Here is a 22,930-nt window from a genome sequence, read left to right as displayed (position 1 = left end):
TATTTCCCTCTCTATCTTTGCGAGTTCCGCAACCATGCCTTTTACGACTTGGCTGACTTCCCAACTGCGCGCTAACAAACGTCATTCCCGTAAGCGTGACGCCTATCGATCACGAGTTTTAGATCGATCAGAGTGGTATCGGTTCGACGCTCTTGAGGACCGGACGCTGCTGGCAGCACCAGTGGCCGACGCCGGTGGTCCGTATCGTGTTCAATTGGGTGAGAACACGGTGCTAGATGCATCTCTAACCACTCATCCTGATGAAAAACCCTCTCGGCTCACTTACGAATGGGATTTGGACGAAGATGGTATCTTCGGTGAGACTGGTTCGAATGCATTAAACGGCGACGAGGCTGATATTCACCCAGTTTTTACTACTGATAATTTAAATAGTCTCGATAGCCGTACTGTCTCGCTCCGCGTCATTGATTCCCAACTAAACGTGGATACCGCTACCGCGACGATTTCGGTGATCAATGACGTTCCAGAAATTGAATGGGCAGTCGCGATGGGTGGAAACGCCCAGGATCATATCGAAGAGGTCAAGGTTGATCAAAACGGCAATGTCTTCTTACTGGGATATTACAATGCCGATTTCGATGCGGATCCGGGCTCCGGTGAAACTTTGCTGACTTATTCCGGCGATACGACTTCTGACTACGATTTATATGTCATCAAACTGGACAACGCCGGTAACTTCCTCTGGGCCAATAGCGTCAGTGACGAAGATCAGGTTTATGCAGAACATCTCGAACTCGATCAACTCGGGAACGTCTATGTCTCTGGGACATTTTCCGGGACGATTGATTTCGATCCTGGCAGTAGTGTCGCTGAGTTGACAAGTAATGGCGAGCAGGATGTTTTCGTATTTAAGCTGAACGGCAATGGCGATCTCGTCTGGTCCAAAAGCTTCGGTGGCAGCAATGAGGACTATGGGATTGGCTTGCACGTCAACGACGATGGCTCGTTCTTAGTTTCTGGAAGTTTTCAGGGGACCATAGATTTTGATCCTGGTCCGGGTACTTATTCGGTTACGGTTGATGATTATGCTTCGGTATTCGTTTCGGCTTTTGATACAGACGGAGATTTTCTGTGGACCGAATATTTTACTCACGGCGTAAACGACGGCAACGCAAAAGCCTATGCATATGACGTTTTCCAAGACGATTCAGGTGGCGTGTATCTGGCAGGTAATTTCAAAGGGACAATCGATTTCGACCCGGGTCCCGGCGTCTTTGAGCTGACGAGTTCATTTACGAATTCGGATATGTTTGTTTTAAAGTTGGACAGCTCCGGCGAGTTGATCTGGGCCAAATCGATGGTCACGCTGGAAGGTGGCGGAAGCATTCAATATCCCTGGGATATTAAAGCCGATTCTACCGGGAACCTGTTCATTGCTGGCGGCTTCGCCGGAACGGTTGACTTCGATCCCGGCCCCGATACCTACTCCTTGGAAAGTATTAGGTATCGGGACGCGTTCCTGCAGAAACTCGATGTGAACGGCAATTTAGACTGGATCGTCGCTGCGGGAAGCCTCTATCCAAACGATGCCTACAATTTATTTATTGATTCCGCAGACGATATTTTTGTGGTAGGAATCGTTTCAGAATCTCCTGATTTCGACCCCGGCCCGGGCGTCTATACGATGGACCAGGGAGACGCTTTTCTGGCAAAATATACGAATGATGGCGTGCTCCTCTGGGCGAATAATCTTAGGGCACTCCATGAAGGCTTGGATGTTGATTCAGATGGGAATATCTATACGGCCGGTCGTTTTCTTGAAACGATTGACTTTGCGCCCGGCCCGGACGTCTACCAATTGACCAGCAAAGGTTCGACGGATATTTTCGTTCGCAAGCTGGTTCCCCGCAGTCCCATCATAGCGGACGCGGGTGGGCCGTATCGCATTAACATTGATGAGAACACCGTGCTGGACGGTTCCGCTACGACTCATCCCGATGAAGATCCGGCGACACTCACCTACGAATGGGACCTCGACGGCGACGGCCTCTTTGGTGAAACAGGCGCGAGTGCGCTGAACGGCGACGAGACTGGCATTAACCCGATTTTCAAAACAGCGAATTTCCTGGGAGCGATAACCCACACCGTCGAACTCCGTGTCACTGATTCTTTACTCAGAACGAACACCACCAGCACCACGGTCGATATTCTGGATGCTATACCCGAATTGGACTGGGGGTTAGGGTTTGGTGGCATTGGTTATGAACAGGCCGAACAAATCCAAATCGATGTTTATGGTAACATCTATGTCGCAGGACAATATCGCGAAACCTTCGACGCTGATCCTGGAGTCGGAGTAACTATGCTTCCATCTTCTGGAGGAAGAGATCTCTTCGTTTCGAAATTCGACACCATCGGAAACTTGTTGTGGGCACGCAGTTTTGGCGCTCCGGACAACATCTACTTGGAAGACTCTGGAGTAGATGAAGACAATAACCTCTTTTTTTCAGGTTCTTTCAATGGGACAGTCGATTTCGATCCCGGGGTGGGAGCCGATAACCGTACCAGTAACGGAAGCTCTGATGTCTTTCTTATGAAAATGGACGAAAACGGAAATCTTATCTGGGTTCAGACTTTTGGAGGCGAGTTCTCTGATTTCGGTGATGGCCTGTATGTCGATAATAACGGACATTCGTATCTCTCGGGTGCGTTTGAGGGAACCGTGGATCTGGATCCTGGTGCAGGTACCGATTTAAGGACTGCAGTCGAAGTCAATTCATACATTTCCAAATTCGATACCCAGGGGAACCTGATCTGGGCGCGTGATTTCACCCAAAGTGAGAACCCCGGAGGCTGGGCTAGTGAACTAAACGAAGTCACGGTTGATGTATTAGGAAACGTGTACGCTGCCGGCCTATTTAACGGTACATTGGATGCCGATCCTGGAACAGGTATCTTCGAAATCTCCAGTCCTGGTGGTGGTTTCGATTTGTACATCGTGAAACTCGACGCAAACGGGGATTTCATTTGGGCGAAGACAATGGTCTCGTCGGATAATAGCTTCACTCAAGTGCCTTGGGACATTCAACTTGATGACGCGGGAAATATTTATACGGCGGGGCGTTTCAGTGGTACGACTGATTTTGATCCTGGTCCAGGTGAGTCCAACCTCGTCAGTGAGGGCCAGCGAGATGCGTTCGTTCAGAAACTTGATACGAACGGGAACTTTGAATGGGCTGTTGGCATCGGTTCAAGCAATAGTGATCGCGCCTCAGCACTTGCGATCAGCAATGCAGGGGAAGTCTATGTGACTGGTTTCACAAATGGCCCTGCCGATTTTGATCCGGGAGCAGAGAGCTTTATACTCAACGAGGGTGGAGCCTACCTCGCGAAATATAACACCGCTGGTGAACTCCAGTGGGCCACCAACCATCCCACAACGGGTGAAGGTATTGCGCTCGATTACGCTGGCAACATTTATCAAGTTGGCAGATTTGAAGGCATTGTCGACTTTGCCCCCGGAAAAGATGTTTTTGAACTTACCGGCAAAGGTGCTGACGCTTTCATTCGCAAGCTCGGCAACCCGACCATCAGAACCGACCTGGGCATTTCGAAATCCTCGTCCGTGGTCGCTGTCGAACAGGGGGCGCCGCATTCCTATACCGTGGTTGCGTCCAACGACGGCCCGAACGAGTCGCCCTACAGCCGAATCAAGGACGATCCTTCGGCGTTTCTCGATAATATCAGCTGGACCGCAGTCGTCACGGGTGGAACTGTGGCGACCTTGGCCGGTACGGGGCCTATTGATGAACTCGTCAACCTCCCCATCGGTGCGACGATCACCTACACCATCACCGGCACGGTGAAACCGAACGTCCGCGAGAACATCACCAACGTCGCCACTATCAATACTGCCCCACTGTTCGATACCGATCGGACGAATAACACCGCGCACGACAGCGACGTGATCGTGCTGGCTGCGGAGGGGGGAAGTGGGTATTTCGTCGCCGGGTCTGTCTTTGGTGACAGTGATTATACATCAAGTGTCAATCTTGGAGATATCGATGGGGATGGCGACATTGACGCCGTTTTCGCGAACGTGTCAGGTAGTAGAATCTGGACTAACAATGGAGGAGCGGCCTTTACGGATACAGGGCAGATCCTTCCACATGCCAACAGTGCAGCATTAGGTGATCTCGACGGAGATGGTGATCTAGATATATATCTTACTAGAACTTCAACAGATCCAGACGAAGTATGGATCAATGATGGAACTGGTACGTTCACCAATAGTGGACAGTCAATTGGAGATTATCAAAGTCGTTGGGTTGTACTAGGAGACTTTAATGGTGACGGTGCTCTCGATGCAATAGTATCGGTTTACGAGGGAGTCAGCGCGAATCGACTGATACTGAATGATGGCAATGGACACTTTACAGAAAGTGCTCAGAATATCGGTCTGACACCGGGGGCCGATCATAGAGGCCTAGCAGCCGGCGACCTCGATGGAGACGGGGATTTGGACTTGTTTTCGGGTAAGCACACGTGGGGCGACGATGATCGAGTCTACTTGAATGATGGAACCGGTCAGTTTTCAGAACATCAAATCATCAACTTAATCGGCGAATACACGGGACAAGTTGATTTCGGAGATGTGGATGGTGACGGCGATCTAGATGCCGTCGTCCCTCATGGTTATTTATCTACAAAACTATTGCTCAATGACGGAACAGGAAGTTTTACGCTGGGTCAGACACTGCACGATGAAATTGATGAGAGCTCGTCTGCTCAATTCGGTGATTTCGACAAGGACGGTGACCTCGATATCTATATAGGCAGTGCGGTTGACAGCAGTAATTCGATATGGCTGAACGATGGATCGGGTTATTTCACGGATAGTGGTCAACGTCTTGGAAAGAATAGCAGCGTTTTTGTCCAGTTGGGTGACCTTGATGGTGATGGTGACTTGGACGCCATTGCGGCGAATTATAATGATCAAAGCCAGGTCTGGCTGAATCAGAACATCACCCTCCCTTACTCCAATGACTTCGAAGAAGTGCACTGGGGTGGTCTCTATCTCAAGACGCCGCAGAACTTCTCCATCATCGAAGAAAATGGCAACAAATATCTGCAGACCGACAACAGCGGTCTAACCGGTCTCAGCACGGCACTGGTCGCGACCGAGACGCCCCTCCCCGAAACCTTCGAGATGTCCGCCACCATCACTTCGATCGGCGGCCCTAACCGCTGGCTCGACGGGTTCCTGATCTTCGATTATCAGAACGAGAACGACTTCAAATACGCCGGTCAGTTCAAAGGGCAAAACCAATGGGTCATCGGGCATTACCAGGGCTCCTGGGGCAATAAACTATCGGTCGTTGATTGGGACGACAGCGGGCAGCAGATTTCAGTTAACAAAGCTTACACCCTGCATGTGCGCGTGGACGGGGATCAGGCTCGCTTGCTGGTCGACGGACTCTTCGTCACGTCCGCCACCTTTGCGGGCGGCATTGGCGACGGTAAAGCGGGCGTCGCCAGCTATCACGCTGTGACCCGGTTTGACAACTTCGAAATCGCCGAGTCCGTTGCCACCGGAACTCCAGCATCGCTTCCCTTCCAGGAAAACTTCGAAGACGGCACGGCGGACGGGTGCTATTATCCGCTGCTCAATAACTGGGCCGTCATCAATGGAGACGGGGGCAAAGTCTTCCGCATCAATAACTCAGGAAACACGAACCTGGGCATCAACTATGTCCCGCTGCCCGCAGATGCTCCGAGTACATTCGAAATGTCGGCCCGGATCAATTCCATTCAGGCAGGTTCAGGCTGGCAGAACGGGTTCCTGATCTTCGACTACAAGTCCCCCTCCGACTTCAAATACGCGGGCATGTTCACTGGCCAGAATCAATGGATCATCGGCCACTATCAGGGCGACTTCAACAACCGGCTGGCCGAAGTCGACTGGGATGACTCCGGTCGCACCATCAATTCGAACGAGTTCTATACCGTCCATGTCCGAATCGATGGCGCAACGGTTTGGCTTTCTGCCGACGGGGAAGTCGTCACCTCTGCCACCTTCAGCGAAGAGGTCAACACCGGTGCTGTCGGTATGGCCGCCGAAAGAGCCTTCACCTGGTTCGATGACTTTGAAGTCGGTGAAAATGTAGCTGCCGGAGCCCCGATGAATATTCCGTATCAGGAAGACTTCAACGATGGTGTCGCCAATCAGTTGGCCTTCCACTTGCCCAATCTCTGGTCAGTAACGGGACCCGTTGGTAACGAGTACCTGCAGATTGATGCCTCCGGCAACCAGGGACTCGGGATAGGGACCTTGAATACTCCCTACCTGATGCCAGACAGCTACGAGATGTCCGCCGTGGTGACCACGATCGGTGGGACCAATCGCTGGCTGGATGGGTTCCTGATCTTCGATTACCAGTCCCCGACCGATTTCAAATACGCGGGAATGTTCACCGGCGTGAATCAATGGGTGATCGGTCACTACCAGGGCAATTGGACGAACCGACTCGCTCAGGTCGATCTGGACGATGTGGGAAATCAGATCTATGCCAGCAAAGCGTACACGCTGCATGTGACGGTCGATGGTAACGACGTTGAATTGCGTGTGGATGGAATTCCGACCTTATCCGCGACCTTCGCCAGCGGGATCACTAACGGCACCGTCGGCGTGGCCGCCCAGAACGCAGTAACCCGGTTCGATAATTTGCATATCGATCTGGATGTCCCACAGGGAAAAGAGTTACCGCTCCCTTACAGTGACGACTTCAACGACGGAGCAGCGCAGGACTTTTATTACAACTTGCCCGGTGCCTGGGGCATCGCCAACTTTGGTGCTGAAAAAGTTCTCCGCGTGAACACGGCGGGATCAGGCCGTACCGGCCTGGCGTTTGTGCCCATTGACAGCACTGATGCGGAAGCGATTAAAGTCTCGGTCGATGTCCGTTCCAACCAGGTCACCAATGGTTGGCACGATGCGTTTGTGATCTTTGATTACAAGAATGAAAATGACTTCAAGTACGTCGGTTTCTATACAGGTCAGAACGAATGGGTGCTCGGTCATTTCCAGGGAAACTGGAACAACCGATTTGATACCCTCGACTGGGACGGCTCCGGTCGCAAGATCAACTTCAATCAGTTCTACCACTTGGAACTCCATCTCGAAAACGGCTACTTCATCTTTAACGTCGATGGTGAAGAGATATTCGCTCATAGTTTCGGTTCGCCGATTGCAAAGGGAGCAGTGGGCGTCGCCGCGGCGAATGCCTTCAGCTGGTTCGATAACTTCACCGTCGAAGAAACCGGTCCCCGCTTCATCCCGGTCGCCTCACCCCTGGCCGATCCTGTGTTTGCCAACTGGGATGAAGAATCGGATGACTTGTTGATTTGATCTGTACACTCCTGGAGAGGTAGGAGGTCTGCTTGATGGATGGTTCAGCATGTTTCCGACGACTAGTTTAGAATCACGAATGCCCTCTCTTCATCGAAAATGCAAGATTTCTAGCGTAATTGGTTTCTTTTGGGGAGTAAGAAACCAATTCTCAGTCTGGAATGAATCGGTCTTCTGCATCGACGGGTCGGCCAGGTTTTTGATCTGGCCAAGCTGTAACCAAAGCGAGGCAAAATTTTGTAAACGATTGCAAAGTCTCTATCCGTTCATGAATGAGACAACATCCATCAATGTCAGAGATCCTGTCAGACTTTTCTTGAATGCCTTCAAACTCCTTAAATACACAGGCCTATGAATTCTGGGGTACACTGATCTCAAAATCGGTGGGGGTTTTAAGGCGTTGTGGGCTGAAGGGTTAACGATTGAGTGGATCGGACATTCAATTCGTCGCGTGTTAATCCTCTTTCCGAGGCGACCAAGCTTGGCATCAATTTAGACTATTTTCTTGTGACCGGTTTCCTGTGCCGATGAAGAATCGTATCAAGAGTGAAGATGATTCCAATGTATCGAAGTAACGCGCGTCTTAGTAGATTCCAAGACTGCATCAGAAATTCCAGCTAATGAGTTGCCAAAGTGAAAGGGCGGGTTACTTTGGGGGTATAACCATTCTCTGAGCCGTTCCACTCGCGAATCGTAAATCGATAGGCTCCACGAAAGGATAAAACGATTTCACTGAATGTGGCGGCGTGCGTTGCTGACAACTCACCTGAGAGTACACGCCGTCGGAGTCTCCCTGCCCCCTTGTGTTACTGTGTTTTGAGTTCAGCTGAGTTTTTTACGGTACGAGTGAAAAACATTTTCGACGTCCGATTAGATACCTGCCGTGAACGAGCCATCGTCGTTGATTCCTACTTGACTCGTTACAAACAGCAATTCTCACGCACGAGATGCGAGCGAAAGGTTATAGGGACTGAAAAAGTTAGCGGTAGATTCTGGATTGAAAGTAGCTAGTGGTGATATGGGTGCCTACTTTTGTGTTCACCACCAAAAGAACTTGCTGAAGATGAATGCTCTGTCAGGTTTATAGTGTGTTTGCGATCTGTCTTGCTAGTTGACGCGTTTTCTGATGGGCGGCTTCGACGGACTTTTGATGACGGTCGTCGCCAAATTCCTGAAATTCAATCCGCACAGTGTGCACAGTACTCACCCCAACTAGCCGTAACGCCTCTTGAAGATGCGTATCGAGATGATTTCGATGGGCGTTCAAATCCCCCTTTGAGAAATACCCCTCCCCACTGGACATAAGTATTACCAGCGTTTTCCCTGACTGCACCGGTTCGATGGGCTGCTCGCCTCGAGCAAGATCGAAAGTAAACGTGCGATTGATTCGGATCACTTGGTCAATCCACGCCTTTAGATGTGAAGGCATGCCGTAGTTGTACATGGGCGATGCGACGACAATGATGCCCGCTTGCAAAACTTCCTCAATCATTTCATTTGAAATCTGAAGCACTTCGTTTTGTTCTGCACTACGCGACTCGGGTGCAGTGAAGGCGGCCCCAATCCATTCCTCTGTCAGGTGTGGCGGGGGATTTTTTCCTATATCACGACTGACGATGAGGTCATCAGGGCTCACAGAGGACCACTCATCCCAAAAGACCTTTGAAAGTCGGCGACTCAGCGATCGATCAGAACGTGGCGATGCGTTGACAGATAGTAGATTCATGACTTGTACCTCGGTGGGTATAATCCTTCGCTATAGTGTATTGGAGTGCGGTCTCGCGATTACCGTTTCGCAGAGTAACTGAGAAAGTTAATCACTTTGCTCGAAAAAACATCGGCAGGACCTGCTTCTCGGTAAAAAACATTAACATCTTCAATCTCAATCGTCCGGTAGCCGATTGATTCGGGCGACTGCCCCTGCGTTTGTATAGGGAACGCGACTATGGCAGCAATTACAAGCAATGAAGTCGTGCGGACAAATAGCTTAGACGTGACCGCGTCCATCAATGTGAACGGGTGAGATGATTTGATGCGAAGTCTGGGTGTCGGTTTCGGCCGATGAATGGCGCTGCACTTTGCCTTGCAGAAATCTCACTCAGCGAACTTTTTCAATGTCCATTCCATGTTCAGGGCGAGGCGTACCGCCCGGCCAGAAAAACTTCCTTTCGAACTGGGAGATGGCCACGTCGTTGATGCTGGCTTCGCGGCGTCGCATCAGTCCTTCTTCGTCGAATTCCCACAGCTCGTTGCCGTAGGCTCGGTACCACGCTCCGTCCAGGGTGCGGTATTCGTACTGAAACCGAACCGCGATTCGATTCTCGTCGTAGTTCCAAAGAGACTTGACGAGACGGTATTCCAGTTCACGTCTCCATTTGGAGTCGAGGAATTCGCGAATCTGTTCACGACCGCGAATAAACTGATCGCGATTGCGCCATTCGGAGTCCACCGAGTAAGCAAGAGACACCCGCTTCGGGTCTCTTGAGTTCCAAGCGTCCTCAGCAGCCCTTACCTTCAAAAGAGCGGTTTCTAGGGTAAAGGGTGGTCGAACAGGATTTAAGATGGCCATCGCAAAGAATCTCCATTCATAGTGGGGGGTAGTGTTGGGTGAGGCTTTGGTTGTCCCGAAGAGCAGCTCGATGCCTCCGTACTGGAGTCACCGAGCTGCTAAAATGGGACGTCAGGCAATTACTTGCTCCAGAGCTGATTGATAATCGTGCTCGGAATGTACGCCGATCAACTTGTCGACCACTTCGCCATCGCGAAAAACAAGTACGGTGGGGATCGAAGAGATGCCGTAGCGCTCGGCAATGGCCGGATTTTCGTCGACATTCAGCTTGCCCACAGTGGCCTGACCGATAACCTTGTCCGCAAGAGCGTCGATCGTGGGCGAGACCAGGCGGCACGGACCACACCAAGCCGCCCAAAAGTCAACGAGTACAGGTTGCGTGCTTGCAAGCACTTGTTGACCAAAATTATCCTGGGTGATCTGAATTGAATTGGACATGATTCAGCTCCTATTCATGGTTGCTTGTCACCGACTGTTCAGGCCGCTGTTTCAAGCGAGGCTGCGCGAGGAAAGTCGATTTCCGGATCGGCAACGTGGTTGAAGTAGTTGGTAAAGATGTTGAGCGCGACGTGAGCCACAACCTCGACAATATCACCGTCTGTGAAGCCGTGGTCATGAAGGCTCTGGAGATCGCTATCAGCGACGTGGCCTTGGTTGGTCACGAGCTTGAGTGCAAATCGAAGCAAAGCGTCGTCTTTTGAATCGACGGCCGAGGCAAGGCGAGCATCCCGAATCTGATCGGTGGTGAGGCCGGCCATTTTGCCCAGGGCCGAGTGCGCGGAGAGACAGTAGTTGCAGCCATTTGCTTGCCCGACTGCCAGAGCGATTTGTTCCCGCTGCGGAGCAGTCAACGAGCCTTTCGAAAGTTCATTACTTAGCGAGAGATAAGCTCCCAGAGCCGCGGGGGAGTTTCCCATTGCACGCATCATATTGGGGACTGACCCCAGTTTCTTCTGAATGCCATCGAAAAGCTTAGCCGTGCGTCCGGCTGCATCGGTCGATTGGACTTGTTGAAGTCGAGTCATGATCTTTTTCCTTTAGGGTAGTGCGAGGTTGTCGGTTGGCAGGTAACAATCCTGCTCGCGGCTCTCCAAAAGCACGAGCCGTGCCATACTGAAGATGAACCCATAAGCCTCTTAGAAATAGATACTTACGGTGAATCCCACGAGACTTGAATGGTCACGACATTTCGTGTAAAAACGAAATGTCGTGTTGGATTAACGAAAAGTCGTTCCTGTCTTGGTTTTTTATGCTCAAAACGCACTCGATTTTTGGGGATCCTAAGCAGATCCTGCTCGACCTATCGGGACAGCACCATTTGCCCGCGCTCTTGCCGCTCGCGACGAGATTGTTGGCCTCCAGCAACGCCATTGTCCTTACTCGGATCTGGTTGATGCGCGCCCCGTTGGAGGACGATTGCGCGAATTGTCTGATGGCTGCGGAATGTGATTCTCGCGAGCGATGTCTCCATTTGGTGGCCAGTTACGGCAACTCCGCGAAAGATTCGAGTAAGCACTGGGAAGGGCTCGATGGGCAGTTTCGCCGGTTTCCGGTCGGGGTTCGTAAGGTCGGCCACATCGCGAAGACTGGGTTGCCACTCCAGGTAGACGATATGTCTGCAGAAAAGGAGTGGATAGTGTGTCCCGATTGGATTCGAGAGCAAGCGATCAAAGCCATGGTCGGCCTCCCGTTGATCTATCGTGGCGAGACGCTTGGCGTCCTGGCAGTGTTTTCCCGCGAGCCGGTGGAGGATTCGTGTCGAGAGTGGATTGGCATGATCGCCGATCACTTGTCTGCAGCCATCGCCAATGCGTCGGCAATCGAAAGGATTGAAACGCTCAAGATGCAACTGGAGATGGAAAACGAGTATTTGCGGGAAGAGGTCGAGAGCGCCTCCTTTGGAGAGCTCGTGGGTGGTAGTCCTGCCCTCGGAACCTTAGCGAGGCAGATTGATCTCGTCGCACCCACCGAATCGTCGGTGCTGATCCTTGGTGAAAGCGGTACGGGTAAGGAACTCGTCGCCCGAGAAGTTCACCGACGTAGCAGCCGAACCAATCGGCCTCTTATTAAGGTAAATTGCGCGGCAATTCCGCGAGAACTGTATGAGAGCGAGTTCTTTGGTCATACAAAGGGAGCGTTCACGGGGGCACTTCGTGATCGAACGGGGCGCTTCGAGCTTGCCAATGGTGGCACGCTCTTCCTCGATGAAATTGGTGAAATCCCACTCGACTTGCAGTCGAAGCTACTTCGCGTTTTACAGGAGGGTGAACTGGAGCGGGTCGGAGAGGACAGAACGCGTCAGGTCGACGTGAGGCTGATTGCGGCGACGAATCGAGATCTACGCTCAGAGGCCATCCAAGGTCGGTTTCGCCAGGATCTCTATTATCGGTTGAGCGTCTTTCCGATTGAAATTCCACCGTTACGAGAGCGATTAGAAGACATTCCGCTGCTCGCGGAGCACTTCCTTGCGCGCTACGCTCGACAGCTTGGACGGAAGCGCCTGCGGCTCACCCTCGCCAATTTGAGGCAATTACAGAATTATGACTGGCCCGGAAACATTCGAGAGCTACAGCATGTCATTGAAAAGGCGGTTATAGTGGCGGTCGACGGTCGTCTTCGCTTCGATATACCGACTCGTTCGGATAAGCAGATCGTTTCAAAAGCTGCCGCAGATACACTGGATTCTGAAGATACCGAACCAATTTACACAATTGCTGAATTGCGCGAGATTGAAATCGCAAACATCCGACGGGCACTCGCTGCAGCAAACGGCAAGATATATGGCAAGGATGGCGCCGCAGATCGTCTGGCCATGAAACCCACGACGCTTGCGTCCAGAATTAAGTCGCTGGGGATTTCAAAGTGACTGAAATCGGCTCATGCGAACGGTAGGCTCTAATGCTGGCCAAACACAACGATTCGAAGGTGCATAGCAAAGATATTGGGCCGACGTTCAAAACTAGTACATTTTGGAGAGTATGCTGCGGAAGTGTGATGGGGTTCGAACGAGATTCGTTTCGCGACCTGAACGCTGCTATCAGATTCGACGCTAAAATGACCTACCGAGCGCAACGCTAGCAGGGAATCACAACACGAGGATCGACATCTATTCGAGGCTGATTCACGCAGCGTCGCGGTAGTAATACTTGAGCAGACCGCCAAGACGTTCACTACATTCGATTGAACCAAGGTCACTTCCAACTTCAACACCAGGTTCAATCAATTGATAATCGAGTCCCTGATGATTCCGATCGGAATGGTAATGGGCAACGTATTCATTAAGCGCTTGTGCGAGTGAGAGCTCACCGAAGAAGATCATCTTGCTCAGGCACTCCGATTTCAAGCTTCTCGTGAATCGTTCAAGATACGCATTCATGTTTGGACTTTTTGGTGGAAGAGGTACCGGATCAATCTGAGTCTGTTTCTTCAGAAAACCTCGTAGTGGTTGAAAAATCTGACCTGCCCCCATGAATGACACCAGTCACATGACTTAGTGTTCGACTGTATCAGGGGACAGCTCTATCCGCCGGCGTGAGCGTAGCGATGCAGGCGGATAGAGCTGTTTCGTTTCGGGCTCCGGCGCTCGGTAGCCGAGTGAACTGTGTGGTCGGATCGTGTTGTATTCTTTTTGCCAACGCTCGATCAACACTTTCGCTTCCAATAACGTATCGAAGATCTCGCCATCAAGCAATTCGTCTCGAAGCTTGCCGTTGAACGATTCAATGTAACCGTTCTCCCAGGGGCTCCTGGGCTCGATGAACAAGGTCTTTACTTCCACTTTCTGAAGCCACTCACGAACTTGTCCGGCGGTGAATTCCGGTCCGTTGTCACTCCGAATATGATCAGGCACCCCACGTCTGACAAACAGGTCACTGAGACGTTCCAGAACGTGTTCGCTGTTGAGTCTGCGTTCCACAACAATCAATAGGCCGCGAAACGAGGCTAGTTCGAAATCCGTCGCTCGTCAGCCATGCCACCGCTTAAAATTTATGATTATCGATCTCGGCTGAGTTTTTTACGATAAGCCCTCTCGGAAATAAGAATGCGTTATATTGAGATGGGCACAGGCAAATCCCATTGTTGGTAAGTTCAGAGGCAGGATAGGATAACATTGCCGTTCAACGGGCGACGTCCATCCAGATTTGTGGAAGTCACTATCGAGTGTCAGCTTAGATTACCGGGGATTCTAGAGCGCGTTCCAGATAACCCTAGCGTATTCTGGCGGCGTAGCCTACTGTTATTAAAGACTTTTCGGGACCGACAGCCGCCACACTTATCCTGGACGGGACCTAATCATGAAAATCTATTTCGCGTGCGCGTGTCTGATTGTTTCTGCCTGCGCGGCTCAGACCCTTGATCAACAAGACAAACCCCGAGTGCCAAACAGGGGGGCAGGAGTTCCACAGGAAATCATCAAAGCCTTTGAGCCTCACGAGTTCGATGGGATGCCATACCGTCTGCTGCTCCCCGCTGATTATAAACCCACCAGGAAATACCCACTCATCTTGAATCTGCATGGTGGGGCGGGAGTGGGTAATGATAATATTAGCAATCTGCGAAACTGGTGCGCTACGTTTGTCGATAAGAACTGGCGGGCGAAGTATCCGTGTATCATCGTGGTTCCTCAGTCACCAGGCCGCTGGTTGATTACAGGTGAGGAAATTCCGGAACTGACAGAATCGCTCAAGAAAACGTATTCCGAAGCATGGCAAGAACGGATTGAAGAGCGAAACTATCCGCAGGGCCCCATCTCCAATGGGTCGCTCACCAAAGTCTTAGGATTGATCGATCATCTTTCCGAAGAGTTCAACGTCGATACGAATCGCGTTTATGCGATCGGTCATTCGATGGGCGGGTTTGGAACATGGAACGCGATTTGGGCAGCGCCGAAGAGATTCGCCGCAGCGATTCCCAGCGCGGGCGGAATGCTACCCTGGAAGGATCCTGCAGAGTTCAAGGACGTCCCCGTCTGGACATTTCACGGTAGACTCGACCAGAAAGTCCCAGCGGAGTTTACTTGGGAAATCTTCGGACGCATAAAGGACGTCGGCGGAAACGTGAAGTTCACCCAACTGAAGCACGTGGGCCACGGGGCCGCGCAATACGCATTCTCCTTCAACGGCGACAGTCAAGAGAAGGGCTACGTCACTCAATACAGTAGCGATAAGTGTGACAAGACAGATAATGTCTGGGACTGGCTCTTCGCTCAGCGGTTGGACAAGCGGTAATACTGATTTCCTCTGGGATCGAATAGACATAAGCCAGTCCTCTTATTTGAGGAACCAACCATGCACTTGGCAGGCCAGGCTGTTCACTAAAACATCGGTTTCGAGATAGGTTCTAGTTTCCTCAGGAGACGAAGGGAATCTCCTTCGCGTATTGAAAGATGAACTTAACCGAACTCAAAACTTGGTAACTTAGAATCTTGGTAGGGTACTGACGCCATGTATCCCCTGACCCCATGTATTCCTTGGGCCCAAGTGTCTTCTTGCAAGTTGGCAACAACGCAAGCCTCTACAATCAACACAACTGATGCGTTCAGTTGGGAGGCAGTCAGCCGTAGCAGTTTCGCGAGCAGCAATGACTCAATAAATGATCAGTGAACGCCCCTGAGCCGAGCCCTTACCTTAAGAACAAACCAGCTCCAGGGATACATAATGAATTTCATCGATTCACGCTCCAATATGAGAATGGGTCGTCAGGCTTAAACTATACCATTCACCGCAAAACGAGTCCGTCGAATCAGAAGCTTACCGGGGCAATACTGACCCGGATATTAAGTTGCAAAAAACGTGTGGAAAAAAACGCAAGAGACGTTCGAAGACGTGGAGGGACCACACTCGGAAACCGCTTGCGTTATAGCATTTGCAGTTCGGCTGTGTTTTTTTACTGTACGGTATTGATCACCGAAACAGCGATGGATTATTTGTCGTGAAAAACACAGCAATATGAGATTTTGTAAACGATTACAAAATCGTGTGGTATCCAATCGCAAAGCAAGACGACAGCCATCAATGTAAGAGAACCTGTCAGACTTATCGTGAATGCCTCCTAACTCCTTAAATACAGCGGTCCATGAAATCTGGGAGACACTGATCACAAAATCGGTGGGGGTTGTAAGGCGTTTTGGGCTGAAGGGTTAACGATTGAGTGGATCGGACATGCAATTCGCTATCTTATTGGTTTCGACAGTCGGAAGGTGGAGATAGATTTTTTTATAGTTGTCGCATTGAAATGTAATATGTCGATGATTTCGTCGTTTGCAAGACGCGGTCGACCACTCAATCGATTTCGTTGTTGATACTCAGGGTCAGATCGACTATTTCAAAACGATAATGTGGTCACTCTATTCTGTTTCGCAATTATTTCGATTTCCATTCAGACAGAATTTGAGGACAACTGATAAAGGTGTCTGGAGGGAAGAGTGCGTCATTTTCTTTTAAGAGAATGAGACACTGGGTTTTAATTCTTGCGGAAGGCTCCGAAGCTGATCAGCTTTGAGCAGGGTTCAAGTTAAGCCGATATGATTGGAATTCGATGCTATATTTGATCGACAATAATACGATCTCCAGTATCTAACGAGAGTGATTTTGAGAGTACGCGATTGGGAATGATGGCGAGTGAGAACTTCATGAACCACTGGATTCTGTTTGGGTCAGTTTTCAGGATACGACCTCAGGATTGTTGTTCAGCAGGGCTTTGGCGTTGGAAGAGTTCGTCTTCGTTGTGGCGGGTGGGGTCGCGGTGGAGGTGGTATGTGTAGGCGATGTGACCGGGGCGGTCTTCGACTTCAGTCAGCTCCCAGAGGCGTTCGCGGGCTTGTTTGTAGAATTCGACGGTTTGCGGGTTGTTGTAATGTTTCAACGGGCGACCGTAGTATCGGGTGATCCCCATTTCATCCAGCACCTTCCGTGTCTGGCGGGCGAGTATCCTCAACGCCTCCTCCGGATCGAACTCGCCTCCCGGTAGAAAATGGACCAGTTTCCACACCCCCTCCCGCGACGGACTCGGACTCGGCGTGATCAACAACAACAGAAAGAAACCCGGCGGTCCCGTCTCCTGATACAGATACGCCTGCCCGTTCCGCTCATCCAACAACCGATTAAGCCCGTCCAACTGGGCATCGGCATATGCCTCGCTGGATGACTTGAGGAGAGTGAAGTATTCGGAGCGATCGGATGGGGTTTCGATTTTTTGCCAGATTGTCATGTTATTACGTACCAACTGAATAGCTTTTGATTATCAATTAGTCCCTCTCACTTGAGCGAAAGCGAATTTAACGACTCGAGTGTTCATACCAGAACGGGCATTAGTGATGTTCTTTTTGTTCTAGCGTTTGAGGGGACTGGGGCACCCAGTTCGTCTAAGAGTTGACGGATTTTGGTGATGACGATGCGGACGGTTTCTGCGGGATCGAAATTGCCGCCGGGGATGGCGTGGACCATTTTGAGGATGTCGGGGTTGGAAGGGCTGGGGGTCATCAGTAGCAGAAAGTAAAAGCCTTGTTTCTCGTCTTGATAGATAAACGCTCGTCCCGGTCGTTTGCCAAGTAACAAGTCCAGCTCTTCGGGTTTGGTTTCTGCATAGACAGCCGCCGAGCTACGGAGTAACGCTAGGTATGTTGATGCGTTTTCGGTGGTGCATTCGGTCCAGTTGGGCATGTTTGAAGGGACCCCGATTGGTGTTAGTTTTCTAGTTCGACTGTCCTATATCCGTTGTCGTTCGATGTTTGTGGGAGGCAATCGATTGCGTTGTTTCCAATGATAGTAACGAGCTTGCTGGTTCCGCTTTAAGCGTTGTTCGATTCGCCAACTCACGTTTCGGGGTGTATCGTACTCGAGTGCCACACGAAGCATGGAAGCGATGCCCACTCGAACTTGATTTAACGTCATTGACGGTGTCTTTTTTTTCCGACCGCCCTGTTTCGACGGTGAGGAACCAATTCGCCAGTAGGCTTAACGTCTGGTGATGATGCCAACCAACCCAGTTGCGAACTTCGTAATCCGCTAAGCCTGCTTGCCCTTTGGCCCGTTGCAAACACTCTTCGATCCGATGTTCGGCTTTCGCCGCCCGGCAGAACTCCTCCAGCGGCGTTTCGATCTCGGCGTTACTCAGATAATAGTCGGTCTTCACGACATTCAAGTCCCGGTCCCGGTATCGAATCACAACCAGCACCTCTTCCGCAGCCGTGGGTCGTGCACGTTGTCCTGTAGACACACGACGTTTTAATGCATCAACAACCAGCGGCCCCTGTTCTCCATCACGAATCACGATCTGTTTCCAGACAGACGCTGACTGTCCACTTGCCCAACGGTCCGCTCGAACCGAGGGTCTTTTCGGAGGACGACCATTACCACACCATTCGGGCTCTGCGTTTTCCAGATCACGAACGGTTGTATTGGAGGGAACAGATAGCAGGTAACGTTCGCTCCGTTCCCGTAATTCTCGGCGAAAATCAGCGGGACGCCCCATTTCATCATCCCCCGTAATCCACGCGTGCGGCAGCCGATCCCCATGTTGGTCGAGCAGTTCCAGACAGAGTTCATGACGGGTTTTATGCTTCCGGTTTTCCTGCGGCACTCCCGCTTTTTTCAGACGAGTTTTACCCTGCGTCCACTCTTTTGGCAGATACAACTGCGTATCGACGAGGGCATGAACTTTTGATGAGATGTAGGCCATGTAGACAGCAACCTGGCAGTTCTCGATCTTTCCCAACCGGCCACACCATTGCCGCGCGACACCGACAGATTGATCTCCCGATTTGGCAAATGCCGACGGATCAAAGGCAAGCACCCCATCGAATTCTCCCAACTTCGTACCAATCTGTCGGACGAGTTCTTTTCGAAGAGGTTGATCCTGCCAGCGAGATTCACCGAGAAAATGCTGGATCGCCTTGCGATCCAAACCAAAGAGGTACGCGATCGATTCTCCGTTTTTGTGTGCGAGATCAGAACAGAATCCTTGTACGATCGTGGTGGCGTGTTCAGCTTGTTCATGCCGTCGATAGTTGACGAGGAAGGGCTCCATAAATTGTTCGAGCCGGTTCAGTGATGCCGCGAAATATCGAGAAGAGACACGGCACTCGCCATCGAGCACTCCCTTTCGTTTCAGAAAAGCACGTTCCATCGCCTTTTCTCCCGCAGAGTATGAAGAAGGACAATACACTTCTAACAGTTTGTCGTAGCAGACGTTAAGCTGACAAGATCAATCTTGGACAGTCGAACTAGAAACATTGAATTAATAGGTTTGGATTGAATATCAGTTGTTTTCATCCACCAAATTTTCAATCAATGAAATAAGTCGCCCAATACAAATATCTGGGATCTGGGCTATTGCATTTCCGTGTAGTTTCGCTCTTAAAATACCGTCACTCCCTAGATCAAGAGAAGAGAACGGATAAATCAAGTTAGAACCTTGTAATATTAATTGTCTATTATCAATATCTACTTCGCATTGTCCAAAACAGATTAAATGATTATTTTCGCGTAATAATTGTACCGTATTTGAATCAAGTCGTGGGATTCCTAATGTCTGAGACAGTAAAACGGCATTCATTCCAATGTCATCTTCTCCAAAATTCCCACAAGGAGTTCTAAAATATTTAGAGTAATAGAGGTTAATTTGCACATTGGCAATATTTGTTCTACAGACACAACGAGAACGTCCGAAAAATAGTATATTTTTCCATACTTCAATGAGTTTATTAGATGTAATACGCAATCCTGGATTTAAAGTAATGTATGACTCAGGATCATCGTCTTTATGAATGATGGGCAATATGCAATTCCTTCTGTATTACACTTACTTTTAATGTGTGTTTTAAATTATAGTCTTTCGCGTAAAATACGAACAATTGTTTCTGGACCTTTTTCACTTAACCCCAAACGACGAACCGACGACCAAATACCTGTTTCGATCATTTCGAGTGTCGTATATCCACTACTGGTCCAATCCCAAGTATTTTGAATTATTTTATTTGCTCTAATAATCTGACCGGCATCAGAAACATAGTTTGCAAGATCTCGATAAACATTTCTAAACCATGCGGGATTAGCTTCGGCCCAGTCTTCAATCGCTTTCATCCAGGCAAACTTCCTTGCAGGATCTGCAACAGTATAAGCATTCACTCCTGCTTTTCTTAGTTCGTCAGCCAACTCTTCGACTGCATCTTGTATTCTACCAAGGACTAGTACTTCACTACCTTTTAGTCCTTGAATCACATCGTCGGTTAATGATGGAGCTCTTTGCGCAATTGCGTTTAGCGAAGAACCAACTGCTTTTGCAACTGCCCCTCCAATTAATCCTGTAAAAGCACCTATCATTGCCCCTTCAACTGGATTTTCACCCCGTAACCAAGCGTCTAACGCTCCACTAACAGAACCGGCAAATATCCCACCAGCAAATAATCCAAACGCCGCAGCAGAACCAGTAGTTACTCCCATAGCAGTAAACCCTGCAGTTCCCAAAGCTGCCGAGAATGGTAAAAGAAGCCCACCAACGAAACCAGATGCAGCTCCAATTCCTATTCCCTTCCATACACTTTGATCGTTAAACTTAGCAAGAACACCTCCCGCTACACCACCTATTGCTCCTCCCCATGCTCCAGTGACTAGTGCTGTTCCAACCAATGACCCAAACGATCTCCCCGTTGGATCGATACCATTCACCGGGTCGGCGTGGGTGTAGAGGTATTTGTGGAGGGATTGTGGATCCTTCAAGTTTCCGAAGAAGGGATCCAGGCGGTTGAAGGTTCCGGTGGAGAGGTCGTAGTAACGAGCTCTTAGGTATTGTTGGTTGATGCGTTGGTCGAATTGTTCTCCGGAGTAGAGGAAGTTGGTGGCGGCTTGCGATTTGTTGAAGCCGACTGCTTCTCCGTATGCATCGTACCGGAAGAGTTGCGTGACGGTGTTGTAAACGGCCAGGGCGCCGGTCATGTCGGTCAGCATGCGGGTGCTGCCGTGGCCGTCGTAGTGGAAGACCGTGTCGAAGCCGGCGGGGTAACTGCTGTTCACGCGGAACTGACTGATGATGTCCATTCCGAGCGTGTAAATCGCCCGGTCTTTTTCCGCCTCAGCAAGGTTGTCGTAAGTGACTTCTTCGAGCACCTGGTTGTAACCGGTGAAGTTGTTTGGATCGTTCAGGTAGGTGGTCGTTTCATCGACTTCCAGAACACTATCGTTGCCTTCATCGACCGTATGATGGGCTTCGGTCCGGATACCACGCTCATTGTATTCGTATTCGGTCACCTCTTGTTTGGTGATGCTGCTACCGGTGTAGGTGTCGACCGTCACCTTGCCCATGCGGCCTTGCAGGTTATACTCGAAGGTCGTGTGTTCAAGTGGATCGGGGAAAGACAGCGTTTCAAAATCGACTTTGTTGTAAACCGTTTTCCCGGTTCGCAGTGTGCCGGTATAGGAGTAGACCGTGTGTTTGTCGTTAACAGCCGTGCCGACATCCACGGTCCCCACGACCTTCTCTTCGCTCGTGAGTTGGTTCGCGCTGTTATAGGTGTAAGTGATGACTTCATCACGCGTGTCATCGGCAAAATAGTCGAGGTCTTTAGTAAGCCGGTTACCGAGGAGGTCGAACGTGTAAGTAGCGGTGAAGTCGAGCGAGTCGTCGGTACTATCGAGGACTTCTTGCGTCATCCGGCCCAGGTTGTCGTACGTCCAACTGAAGATGTCGGTGGTGATGAGCGTTTCATCAGATTGCCAAGTTGATTCAGTGACACCCGTGCGACGACCATCAGCACGAACGGTGTAATCGTACTCGGCCATTTTGACGTTGTCCGACATATCCGTGTCGTTGATATTGTCGCCATCTCCGTAGTAATGCGTGAGTAAATCGAGACGGTAGAGTTCGTCGTACTCGTAGGCAGTGATGGTCCCGTTGGTCAGGAAGGTGTAGGTGAGATTGCCGACCAAGTCGTATTGGTAGGTGGTGACTTCAGGATTCACGAGCACGACATCGTTTTGTTCATGCACTTCGACCGTTTTTAGGCGGCCCCAATCGTCGTAGGTGTACCGGAAATCGTTGGTGATGTTGGCTGTGCCGATTTCTTCGGTCGTCGTGCGAGTTTTCTGGCCAGTAATCGGATCGAACTCGTAGTTGATGATTCCTTCAGGCGATTCAATCCGGTTTTGGCGTCCGTTGGAATCGTAACTGTAAGTGGTGGTACCGCGATTGTCGGTCATCGAGATCTTGCGACCGTAGTCGTCGTAACCATAGGTGACCGTTTCGGCGGGAGCGTCGACTGCAGGATCGGAACCGGGAGTGAAGTAGAGCATTTGCTCCAGGAAATCATCTGCATTAAAGACGGAATCGACAATGTTGCCTTCGAAATCGGTGTGGGTATCCTGGCGGTATTCTTCGACATCGTAGGTGAAGTATTCGATTTCGCCTGAAGGAAGCTCTCGCGTGAGTCGTTGACCGTAATCGTTGTAAGTGAAGGTGGTTTTGCGGAAGACTGTTGCCGATGTGTACTCGTGGATTTCGGTTTGATTTCCGTGATCGTCGTAAACATAAACGTAACGAGGGGAGATTGTTTGCTGAGAAACCGGATCATACACTTGCGGCAAGACGACGCCCGTGAGTCGCCCTTCGGCATCGTATTCATAATCGCGGGTGAGGCCGAGTTGGTTGATTTCGTAATCGATGTTTCCATCGACGTCGTAGAACGTCTGAGTGGCCAGATCATCTGTTTCGGATTCGTGTCCGGCTGAACCATCGATACCGCCGACGACCTGTGTCATGCTGACTTGGCGACCGAATTGATCGTAAGCATACATGGTGATTCGGCCTAGTGGATCGATATTCTGGGCGCGGTTACCGTTGCTATCGTAGACGGTTTCAGTTGTACGGGTTTCGGTGCCGACGGTGACGTCCGTTTTGTATTGACGCCCGTAATTGTCGTAGTAGTTCTTGGTAACGGTGCCGTTATAAGAAGTTTGAGTGTCAACGCGACCTTGGTCGTCGTAGGTGGTAGTAGAGAC

13 protein-coding genes and 1 pseudogene (1 of these 14 cut by a window edge) are annotated in these 22,930 nt (G+C 50.4%); 3 read left to right on the top strand and 11 right to left on the bottom strand.

The annotated features are described in order from the left end of the window. Positions 1-34: 34 nt before the first annotated feature. The gene (locus tag Pla110_RS21060; RefSeq protein ID WP_144998949.1) at positions 35-7,369 is read left to right on the top strand and encodes an FG-GAP-like repeat-containing protein; all 7,335 of its coding nucleotides are present in this window, start codon (positions 35-37) and stop codon (positions 7,367-7,369) included. A 1,081-nt stretch (positions 7,370-8,450) separates the two neighbouring features. On the opposite strand, the gene Pla110_RS21055 is transcribed toward Pla110_RS21060, so the two are convergent. The 4 genes from Pla110_RS21055 to Pla110_RS21040 all read right to left on the bottom strand — a co-directional run bounded on the left by Pla110_RS21055 (position 8,451) and on the right by Pla110_RS21040 (position 10,963). Continuing rightward, positions 8,451-9,095, bottom strand: coding sequence for an FMN-dependent NADH-azoreductase (locus Pla110_RS21055; RefSeq protein ID WP_144998947.1), 645 nt, complete (start codon positions 9,093-9,095; stop codon positions 8,451-8,453). 372 nt (positions 9,096-9,467) lie between these two features. Continuing rightward, positions 9,468-9,938: a nuclear transport factor 2 family protein gene (locus tag Pla110_RS21050; RefSeq protein WP_144998945.1), complete on the bottom strand. Its 471-nt coding sequence runs from the start codon at positions 9,936-9,938 to the stop codon at positions 9,468-9,470. Between the two features lie 111 nt (positions 9,939-10,049). After that, entirely contained in the window at positions 10,050-10,376 is a 327-nt protein-coding gene (trxA, locus tag Pla110_RS21045) for a thioredoxin (RefSeq protein WP_144998943.1), read from the bottom strand. A 38-nt stretch (positions 10,377-10,414) separates the two neighbouring features. Then, positions 10,415-10,963, bottom strand: a complete 549-nt coding sequence (locus Pla110_RS21040) for a carboxymuconolactone decarboxylase family protein (RefSeq protein WP_144998941.1) — start codon at positions 10,961-10,963, stop codon at positions 10,415-10,417. A 224-nt stretch (positions 10,964-11,187) separates the two neighbouring features. Between Pla110_RS21040 and Pla110_RS21035 the strand changes: the two genes are divergently transcribed. Next, positions 11,188-12,804, top strand: coding sequence for a sigma-54-dependent Fis family transcriptional regulator (locus Pla110_RS21035; RefSeq protein ID WP_144998938.1), 1,617 nt, complete (start codon positions 11,188-11,190; stop codon positions 12,802-12,804). Between the two features lie 255 nt (positions 12,805-13,059). Here the strand turns inward: Pla110_RS21035 and Pla110_RS21030 are convergent, their stop codons facing one another. Continuing rightward, positions 13,060-13,407, bottom strand: a complete 348-nt coding sequence (locus Pla110_RS21030) for an integrase core domain-containing protein (protein WP_144998936.1) — start codon at positions 13,405-13,407, stop codon at positions 13,060-13,062. Positions 13,408-13,428: 21 nt separating this feature from the next. Continuing rightward, positions 13,429-13,866 (bottom strand): annotated as a pseudogene (locus tag Pla110_RS21025) (integrase core domain-containing protein); the annotation flags it as partial. 367 nt (positions 13,867-14,233) lie between these two features. Here Pla110_RS21025 and Pla110_RS21020 point away from each other — a divergent pair. Continuing rightward, positions 14,234-15,166 carry a carboxylesterase family protein gene (locus Pla110_RS21020; RefSeq protein WP_144998934.1) on the top strand — a complete coding sequence of 311 codons (933 nt, stop codon included), beginning with the start codon at positions 14,234-14,236 and terminating at the stop codon, positions 15,164-15,166. A gap of 1,447 nt (positions 15,167-16,613) precedes the next feature. On the opposite strand, the gene Pla110_RS21015 is transcribed toward Pla110_RS21020, so the two are convergent. The 5 genes from Pla110_RS21015 to Pla110_RS20995 form a co-directional block, all read right to left on the bottom strand. Continuing rightward, positions 16,614-17,147, bottom strand: a complete 534-nt coding sequence (locus Pla110_RS21015) for a hypothetical protein (protein ID WP_144998932.1) — start codon at positions 17,145-17,147, stop codon at positions 16,614-16,616. 83 nt (positions 17,148-17,230) lie between these two features. Beyond that, complete coding sequence (locus tag Pla110_RS21010; RefSeq protein ID WP_144998930.1) at positions 17,231-17,599, bottom strand: hypothetical protein; 369 nt, start codon at positions 17,597-17,599, stop codon at positions 17,231-17,233. 31 nt (positions 17,600-17,630) lie between these two features. Beyond that, positions 17,631-19,064, bottom strand: a complete 1,434-nt coding sequence (locus Pla110_RS21005; protein ID WP_144998928.1) for an IS701 family transposase — start codon at positions 19,062-19,064, stop codon at positions 17,631-17,633. Positions 19,065-19,196: 132 nt separating this feature from the next. Then, positions 19,197-19,715, bottom strand: coding sequence for a hypothetical protein (locus tag Pla110_RS21000; protein ID WP_144998926.1), 519 nt, complete (start codon positions 19,713-19,715; stop codon positions 19,197-19,199). A 47-nt stretch (positions 19,716-19,762) separates the two neighbouring features. Then, positions 19,763-22,930 carry the final stretch of a putative Ig domain-containing protein gene (locus tag Pla110_RS20995; protein WP_144998924.1) on the bottom strand. 24,054 nt of this gene lie beyond the right edge of the window, so the window shows 3,168 of its 27,222 coding nt (coding positions 24,055-27,222); its start codon lies beyond the right edge, outside the window — the gene reads right to left on this strand; its stop codon occupies positions 19,763-19,765.

The organism is Polystyrenella longa, from assembly GCF_007750395.1.
GTDB lineage: Bacteria > Planctomycetota > Planctomycetia > Planctomycetales > Planctomycetaceae > Polystyrenella > Polystyrenella longa.
Note: the sequence above shows the minus strand (reverse complement) of the source record. Positions and strands in the feature narration are given on the sequence as shown.